We start from the raw sequence: 7,383 nt of genomic DNA, 5'->3' as shown, positions 1-7,383 counted from the left end.
CCGCGACCTACACGACCGCAGCGACGTCTTCGCCGTCTACGGCATCTAACAAACCATGATCAAACCGGACACTCCCGAACAACGCCGGGGCCGTGACCCATCAGGCCCGACCCGAGGAGATCGCCGCCTGGGCCCGCGAACACTGGACCATCGAGAACAGCGTGCACTGGATCCGCGACGTGACCTTCGGCGAAGACGCCAGCCAGGTCCGCGCCCACAACACCCCCGCCATCATGGCCATCCTGCGCGACATCATCCGCGGCACGTTCCGCCTCACCGGCTGGGTGAATACCACCAGCGTCCGCCGCGCCCACAGCACTCCCGCCGCTGCCCTCACCCTCCACGGCATCCCATGACCAACCGGACATTCCCGGAACACCCCGGGGCCCTGAGGAGTCACCGCATTGTAAGGCGGAGTGGCCCGTGAAGTTGGATGCCGGCCAGGTCTGTGGATGGCTATTGTCGGAGCGCCCGGGCGATCAGCCTGCCAATGACCAAGTACACCAGCGCGGCGAGCCCGTAGTTGAGAACGAGCCCAATTTTGGCGTCGTTCGGCGTGAATACGTCACCGAACCCTAGTACGAACACTTTGGCCACCACGTACACGAATTGCACAAAGCCGTTGTCTTGGTTGGCCTTGGCCAACGAAAAGAATATATGCAAGGCGAAGATGAAAGCCACACTGCTGGTCACGCCGACCACGACGCGGGCGACGATGGTAGCGGTATCCGTCTGACCCCGTTGTCGTGGCGCCGGCGGGGTCGCATAGGGCGACGGTGTGTAAGCAGGTGGGGTATTCGGCGTCGGGGGCTGGGGGTAGTGCGCCGCAGGTTGGATGTACGGCGTCGCGGGCTGGGGGTAGTGCGCCGCAGGTGGGGTGTACGGCGTCGGGGATTGGGGGTAGTGCGCCGCAGGTGGCGTGTACGGTGCCGGGCCGTCGCCGTGGTGTACGTCCACGTACGTGATCCGCTGAGTGGGTGGGGTGTGGGGTGCTGTGGGCTTGGTGTGGAACCGGTCTTGTTGGTCGTCGGGGTCGTACTTGTTGTACGGCATGGGTGAGCAGTCTAGTGTCGGTCCACCCTGGGCAAAACCTCTCTTTCCGAATTATCGGATCTCTCTACATCATGTCGTTAATTCACCACAGTCCGTAAGCGTCGGCTCTTCCCTCGATATCTGATAACTCATCGCGACTGTCAGTGACCGCCGTGGTTGCGGGCGGAGGTGGACTCAACGCCCGAGCGAGAACGCTCACCGTGCCGCCGCCCGGCGCGGCCTTGAAAGTCTCGCTCGACGGCGTCAACTTCCCGAGCACACACACCGGCGACAACGCGGCGGCGCGCCCGCATCCTGTGGTGTTCTTCTCGCCGGGACCGGTGCAGAACCACGCCGCAGCGGTGCTCACCATTGATCCGTTCGTGTGGCGGACGCTCGTCGCGAGCGCGCGGTCCGGCAGCGGGTGGCGGGCGGCGAGGGCGACGTGTCTTCTGTGCGCCCGATCGTCGCGTAGCCCAGCATCAGCACCGCTCACAGGGTGCGCAGGTCGTCATCCTGCGCCCGCTGGGCCACGGCGAGAGCTGCGCGACAGCGGCCCATTGTTGGTCCTTCCTGTGGACGGCAGGGCCACGGGTAGCCGGATCGGATGTCAGCGGCGCCGGCTGTCAGCAAGGTCGCTGGCGTGGTGGCCGTTGACGTGCGGCGTGGCGCTGTCGGTCGGGGGTGGCCAGTGTCGGCGTACGGTGCGTTCAGATCGGCCGATTCGTGTAGCGATTTGCGCCGGGTGGAGGTCGGGGTCGCGCTGGTGCCAGTAGGCGACAGCGGCGGCGGTTCCCTTGGGTACATGGTCGTGTGCCGGGGCATCGCCTGGGGCGTCTGGCTGCGGCACGTCGCTGTTGTCGTCGCGTGGCAGCGTCGGCGGCACGTCGTCGGGCTTCGCGTCCTTCGACTGCGGCGGCGCCGTGTCATCCGCCTTGTCGTCGTGCCGCATGCCGCAGCCAGCGGAGGTACGCCGTCGAGGTTCGTCAACCGGGTCGGGCTCGCAGACGTCACCGCTGACAGCGTCACCGGCAGCAACTGTCGACCGGCCGTGTCCCTTATTCAGCGGTACAACACGCAGGGGCGACGCCACCTGCTTGGCGGGGACAGTGTGAGGGCTTTTTCGCCCTGGGGTCGGATCGGCCGGGTGCGGCGGTCCGGGTGGGGCGGCTGGCGTGGGCTTGTGCCCAGGTGAGGCGGCACGGATTCTGCCGGTGATCTCGACGAGGCTGACGCTGGCGACGATGACGAGGCCGTCGACGGAGATGGGCAGCAGGTAGGCGGCACCGGCCTCGGTTTCGCCGTACCGGGCGGCGACCCCGGCGAGGTGCCAGTAACTCACCCAGGTTGCGATAGCGGCGATGATGGCCGTCGCGATGATCCGGATCATCCCGAGGGAGCGGCGATGGTGCGGGACGCGGGAGATCAGCTCGACGGTGAGCAGCAGTGCCAGCGGCGGCCATGCGGCGATGATTTGGCTGATCGGGCTTGGTCGGGCGTGTAGGACGTTCGCGGCCACCGACGCGGCGACGCCGAGAGTGAGGGTGGCGCGCACCGCCCAGCGCAGCCGCCGCAGATGCGTGGCAACGTCATCGGGCAGTTTCACGCTGGTGGAGCCTTCCGCGCCGGGGGTGGTGCTGGTCGTCGGGCTCACGTGTGGGCTCCATCCGCGTGGGGCGGTCGGCGGGTGCCGGAGGCGTCGGCGTTGCGGCGCAGGTCGGCGATGAGCCGGTCGGCCAGGGTGAGGGTGTCGTTGGTGGGTTCGGCGTCGATGTCGGCGAGCCGGCGGGTCACCATCCGGCGTAGCGCCCGCACGGCGTCGAGGTCGCCGAGGTGGGCGCGCGCTCGCATCGCGGCCTGGTACAGCCCTTCGGCGTGAGGGTGGTGGGGGATCGCCGTGTCGAGGATGGCCAGTTGCTCCGACGGTTGGCCGTGGAGTTCCTCGACGAGGGCGACGGCGGCGTCGAGGGCTTCTTGGCGCACGGCCTCGCGGTAGGGCTCGAGCCATTCGTAGGCGCAGCCTTGGGCCAGCGGTTGCCGGTAGGTGTCGACGGCGCGGCGCAGGGCCGCGACCCGGTCGGGCTTGCCGGTGGCGGTGTCGGCGGCGCGGATCGCGGCGCGCATCTGCCACAGGTCGATGGTGAAGCGGTCGGGGTTGAGCTGGTAGCGGTGGTGGGGGTGGGTGAGGTAGCTGCCGGGGCCGCCGTTGTGTCGCAGGACGCTGCGCAGGTCGGAGACGTAGGTGTGCAGCCGGTGCACGGCCTTGCTGGCGGGTGCGTCGGGCAGCAGCTCGTCCAGGATTGCCTCCGCGGGGGCGCTGCCGTCGCGAACGGCCAGGTACACCAGCAGTTCCAGAGACTTCGCCCGCATGGTGCGCTGCGGGTCGCCGTCGACAATGCCCGGTTCGCCGAGCACCGTCACGGTGACCCTGCCGGCTTCGCCTGCTGCCGGTGCGGCACGGCCTTGCTTGGCAGCGGCGGCAGGGTCGTTGTCGAGGCGCGGCTCGTCGGTGTCGGCGGGGAATGGCCCGCCAGCCGCCGCCGCTGCTGCTGCTGGTTGCCCGCCAGTGTCTTCGGGGGAGTCGGTGACGACGGTGGTGCCGGCGGTGACGCTGGCGGTGACGCTGGCGGTGTTCGCGGTGGAGGTGTCAGGTGCGGGCGGGGTAGCCGCCGCCGCGTCAGGTGAGTGGGCATCCTGGGGGCCGCTGTCGCCGGGGTGGGCGGGCGCATCGTCGGTGGCGTGCGTTTCTGGCCGTGGCCGGTGGATCCGCGGGGCTTGGTGCAGAGGCGGCGCTGGCGTGGCTTCCTGGGCGGGGGTGGGTGCGGGTTCGGCGGGGGCGGGAGCGGGTGCTTGGCCGGTGTGGGCTTCGGTCAGGGTGGTGAGGAGGTCGAGGGTCTCGGTGGGGTTGATGACGGCGAGCCGGCCGACGTCGGCGGGGTGGGCGCCGTGGCGGGCGGTGTCGCCGTCGGCGGGTGTGGTGGCGCCGTCGTCGGCGACGTCGATGGTGTTGCCGTCGGGCCAGGCGCCGAGGAGCACCCCGTGGATGTCGAGGCGTTGGCCTTGGGTGAGCAGGGCGGCGATGCGGGCGCGTTCGTGTCGGCCGGTGGCGTCGGCGAGGAGCATGACCGGTGGGAGGGGTTCTTCGTAGGGGTCGGCGGCGCGCAGGTCGCTGACGGTGTCGACCTCGTGTTGGTATGCCAGTCGGGTGCGGTGCAGCGTCTGGGCTTCGAGGATGTCCAGGGCGTCGTCGAGGCCGGCGGTGATGGTCAGCCGGGGCGTGCGGGGCAGGGTGACCGCGGCAGCGCCAAGCAGCGTCGCCGCAGTCGCCGAGGGCATCACCACCCGGGTGCGGGCGTCGGGATGCTCGGCGGCGTCTGCGGCCAGGGCGGCGGTGAGGAACCCGCGGGCGGCGGCCTGCGCGCCGGGCCCGGTCAGGCCCAACCCGGCGGGCGGCCACACCGCCGACAGCGGATGCGCCAGAGCCGGCGCCACCGGCACAGGGTCGTGACCGCTGGCGCGTTTGACCGCGTGTCGTACGTCCGCTGGGTCGCTGTGAGTCGTCTCGGCGGACCTGGCGTCGAGGCTGCGGGTGCCGTCGGCGGGACGGTTCTCGTCGATGTCGCCGACCTCGGCGATGCGCTCGTCGGCTGGATCGTACTCGTCGTGCTCGTGCCTGCCGGGGGTTGCGTGGCGTAGTGCGCGGCGGATCTGGCCGACGACGCGGGGCATGGGCGCGAGGGTTTCCTCGTCCGGGCGCGGCAGGGTGGAGGGTTTGCGGGGGATGTAGCGGCGCTGACGGTGTGCCCATACCAGCGCGACGGCGGCGGCGATGGCCAGGGCGAGTCCGAGGTCGGTCCAGCTGCCGCTGGGCAGTGACACTCCCCGGGCGCTCCGCTGGGCATCGGGGCGGCCGTCAGGGGCCGGGCTGGCGTTCGACGGATCGCTCGTGGGCGCGGCGGTGCCGTCGCTGGTCCGGGTTGGTGTGACGGCCGACGGGCGGGGGTCGGGAGCGGCGTCTTGCGGCGCTGCGGTGCCCCTCGGCGAGCAGGAGGGCGGGACGTCGGCGGCCGGTGGGGGCTGCGGCGCCTCGACGTCCGAGCGGTCGGTAGGAGGTGGTGGCGGTGCGGGCCGGGGCTGGTGGATGGTGGATGGGGTGGCGTCGGCGGGCAGGTGCAGCGTCCAGCCGGGGTGGATGAGGTCGGGGTCGCGGAGGGTGCCGCCCTCATCGAAGCGGGCGCCCCGGTTGAGGGCGAAGATGTCCGGCCACCTTCGGTCGTCTCCGAGGCGCTTGGCGGCGATGGAGGACAGGGAATCAGCCGAAGAGCGAACGGGGCAAGTTCAGTCCCCGCTTCCGCGGTGAACCTATTCGGGCGGTCAGGAGCCCGTGACGTAACTGGGTGTTCGGGAAACCCGTCACGGCGCAAACGGGTCCCAGTGGGTGGCATAGCGGAGCAGGGACAGCGCCAGGTCGGGGTACGCGGCAGCCCATTGCGTGTCGAAGAGGAACAGTTGCTCGTGGCCGAAGAACTCGTCGATGTAGCGGGCGGCCTGGGCGAGGTGCCCATCCACCGCGACGCGGGCCTCCTGTGGTGGCTCCGGCAGCTTCCATTGCAGAATCTGCTCGTGGCTGGGTGCGGTCCACTTTCCAAAAATCGACAAGTCGTATGGTTCAAGGCAGACGTAACGGTCCATGGCGGGGCCGATGCCATCGTCGCCAGGTCCGACGAGAGAGCGCAGCAGGTCGGCGACGAAGCGTTCCCGGGACACGGGATCGGCGATACCGCGTAAGTGGTCGGCGAGTCCGGGCAGGTTGACGCCAGGGAAGACGGTCGCTTCCCGCTGGTCCAGGTTCGTGCCGTTGTGGTCGGTGTGCTGCCAGGTGATGCGGACCGCGTAGACGGAATCCGGACCGGGCCCAGGTGGGCCGACGACGCGGAGCGCCACGTCAGGGGTGAAGGTCGCGCCGGGCGCGGCGGCACCGGACGGCAGCGGCCAAGTGCCGTTTACGAGGTACGCGAGCCGGTCGGGATGGGCGGCGATCGCCTCGTCCTCGAGGAAGTAGTAGGCCAGGTCCACCTCGTCGTCGTTGGTACGCACCCGCAGCCCCCGCTCGTCGAGGCGTATCGAGTCGTCAGATTCGACCCAGAGGTGCTCGTCCAGGAGTTCGCGCAGCTCGTCGAGGGTCTGTGGGCAGGGCAGGCGGTGCTCCTCGACCGCCTCGAAGATCGAGTCGAAACCGTAGGCGCCGCCGCCGATCTCGGCGTTGAGAAGCGCTCCCGGGTCCTCGTGGTGCCAGGCGCGCTGGAACCAGCCGAGCACCGTCGTTTCCGGCACGTGGAAGACCAGCTTGCTGAACGGAGAATCCACGCGCGACCGCTCCACGAAATACACGTGAGGAGCTTAGATGTGCGAGTGGAGATCACATGCGCCCTGATGCACAACCCGTTGGGAGGGAAACGGGGCGTGCTCGGCGGACGTGACTCGGCCGACCACAGCCCATGGTGTTCAGTGCCTCGCACTTCGTGCCGAGCGGCAGCGGCCAGCCCGACCGTGAACGACCTCGGCATGCACGACGGTCTTCCGAGTGCCTGCAGGCGAATAACATTCCGTTCACCATCCACGTCCCGCAGGACTGAAGCGACCGTCGCGCATGAGGATACCGAGACATGACCTCCTCCCTGCCCGCCTACGTGGTGCCCGGCGTTGAGCCGCTGAGCAGCTCCGCGGACCTGAGCAGCGTCAGCTACCGCGGCAACCAGCTCGCCGCCCTCCCGCCGGTCGCCGCGGCTCTCGACCGGTTCCCGACTGAGTTGATCGCGCTTGCCGGCCCCGACGAGAGGCGAGAGGAGTTTCAGATCACCCGCAACGCCCTCTGCGCGCAGGTCTACCTCTCCACCGGGGATGGCCTGGAGTGGGGCTTCGGCTTCGACGACGAGGTGGGATTCCTGGTCCAACCGAGCCGCGGGTCCATCCCCGACGACCTACTGGAGAACGCGCTCGCCGCGCAGCCCGGCATCGAGTCCGCCTTCCACTACGACCGCGAGTCCTTCGAGGCCAAGACGGCGCAGGTGCGCCGGGCCGACGGGATGCTCGCCCGGTGGCTCGACGCGATCCTCGCCGCGCACCGTGCGTACGCCCGCCATCTAGGCCGGGACCTGCCGTACTGAAACACGTACGGCATTCGCCTCATACCGCGGGACGTACGCGTCGGCGGCGTCGGATCGGTCACGGTTGGTTTGCTCCGCCCATCCGCTCATGCCGATGAGCGGGCACTTGACCATGACCCGCACGTCTACCAGCTGCCCGACTTCCCCGGCCGTACGCCGTGGGCCGTCCTGGCGATCGAAAGGC

Annotated in this window: 5 protein-coding genes and 1 pseudogene; 2 read left to right on the top strand and 4 right to left on the bottom strand. The window is 69.8% G+C overall.

Annotation, left to right across the window (positions count from 1 at the left end):
- Positions 1-104: 104 nt before the first annotated feature.
- Positions 105-356 (top strand): annotated as a pseudogene (locus AB0I41_RS34385) (transposase); the annotation flags it as partial.
- 100 nt (positions 357-456) lie between these two features.
- On the opposite strand, the gene AB0I41_RS34380 reads toward AB0I41_RS34385, so the two are convergent.
- The 4 genes from AB0I41_RS34380 to AB0I41_RS34365 all read right to left on the bottom strand — a co-directional run bounded on the left by AB0I41_RS34380 (position 457) and on the right by AB0I41_RS34365 (position 6,399).
- Positions 457-1,053, bottom strand: a complete 597-nt coding sequence (locus AB0I41_RS34380; protein ID WP_357115384.1) for a hypothetical protein — start codon at positions 1,051-1,053, stop codon at positions 457-459.
- A gap of 589 nt (positions 1,054-1,642) precedes the next feature.
- Positions 1,643-2,632, bottom strand: coding sequence for a DUF2637 domain-containing protein (locus AB0I41_RS34375; RefSeq protein ID WP_357115386.1), 990 nt, complete (start codon positions 2,630-2,632; stop codon positions 1,643-1,645).
- A 50-nt stretch (positions 2,633-2,682) separates the two neighbouring features.
- Positions 2,683-4,911, bottom strand: coding sequence for a bacterial transcriptional activator domain-containing protein (locus tag AB0I41_RS34370; RefSeq protein ID WP_357115382.1), 2,229 nt, complete (start codon positions 4,909-4,911; stop codon positions 2,683-2,685).
- Between the two features lie 534 nt (positions 4,912-5,445).
- Positions 5,446-6,399 carry a hypothetical protein gene (locus AB0I41_RS34365; RefSeq protein WP_357115380.1) on the bottom strand — a complete coding sequence of 318 codons (954 nt, stop codon included), beginning with the start codon at positions 6,397-6,399 and terminating at the stop codon, positions 5,446-5,448.
- A gap of 299 nt (positions 6,400-6,698) precedes the next feature.
- Between AB0I41_RS34365 and AB0I41_RS34360 the strand changes: the two genes are divergently transcribed.
- Positions 6,699-7,199: a hypothetical protein gene (locus tag AB0I41_RS34360; protein WP_357115378.1), complete on the top strand. Its 501-nt coding sequence runs from the start codon at positions 6,699-6,701 to the stop codon at positions 7,197-7,199.
- Positions 7,200-7,383: the final 184 nt, after the last annotated feature.

The organism is Micromonospora sp. NPDC050200 (assembly GCF_040656135.1).
In the GTDB taxonomy this organism is placed as follows: Bacteria; Actinomycetota; Actinomycetes; order Mycobacteriales; family Micromonosporaceae; genus Micromonospora.
The sequence above is the reverse complement of the archived record's forward strand: the minus strand, read 5'-3'. Positions and strand labels throughout refer to the sequence as shown.

Coding starts and splice junctions, on each gene's coding strand:
- AB0I41_RS34380 (WP_357115384.1), bottom strand. CDS start 1,053: ATGCCGTACAACAAGTACGACCCCGACGACCAACAAGACCGGTTCCAC.
- AB0I41_RS34360 (WP_357115378.1), top strand. CDS start 6,699: ATGACCTCCTCCCTGCCCGCCTACGTGGTGCCCGGCGTTGAGCCGCTG.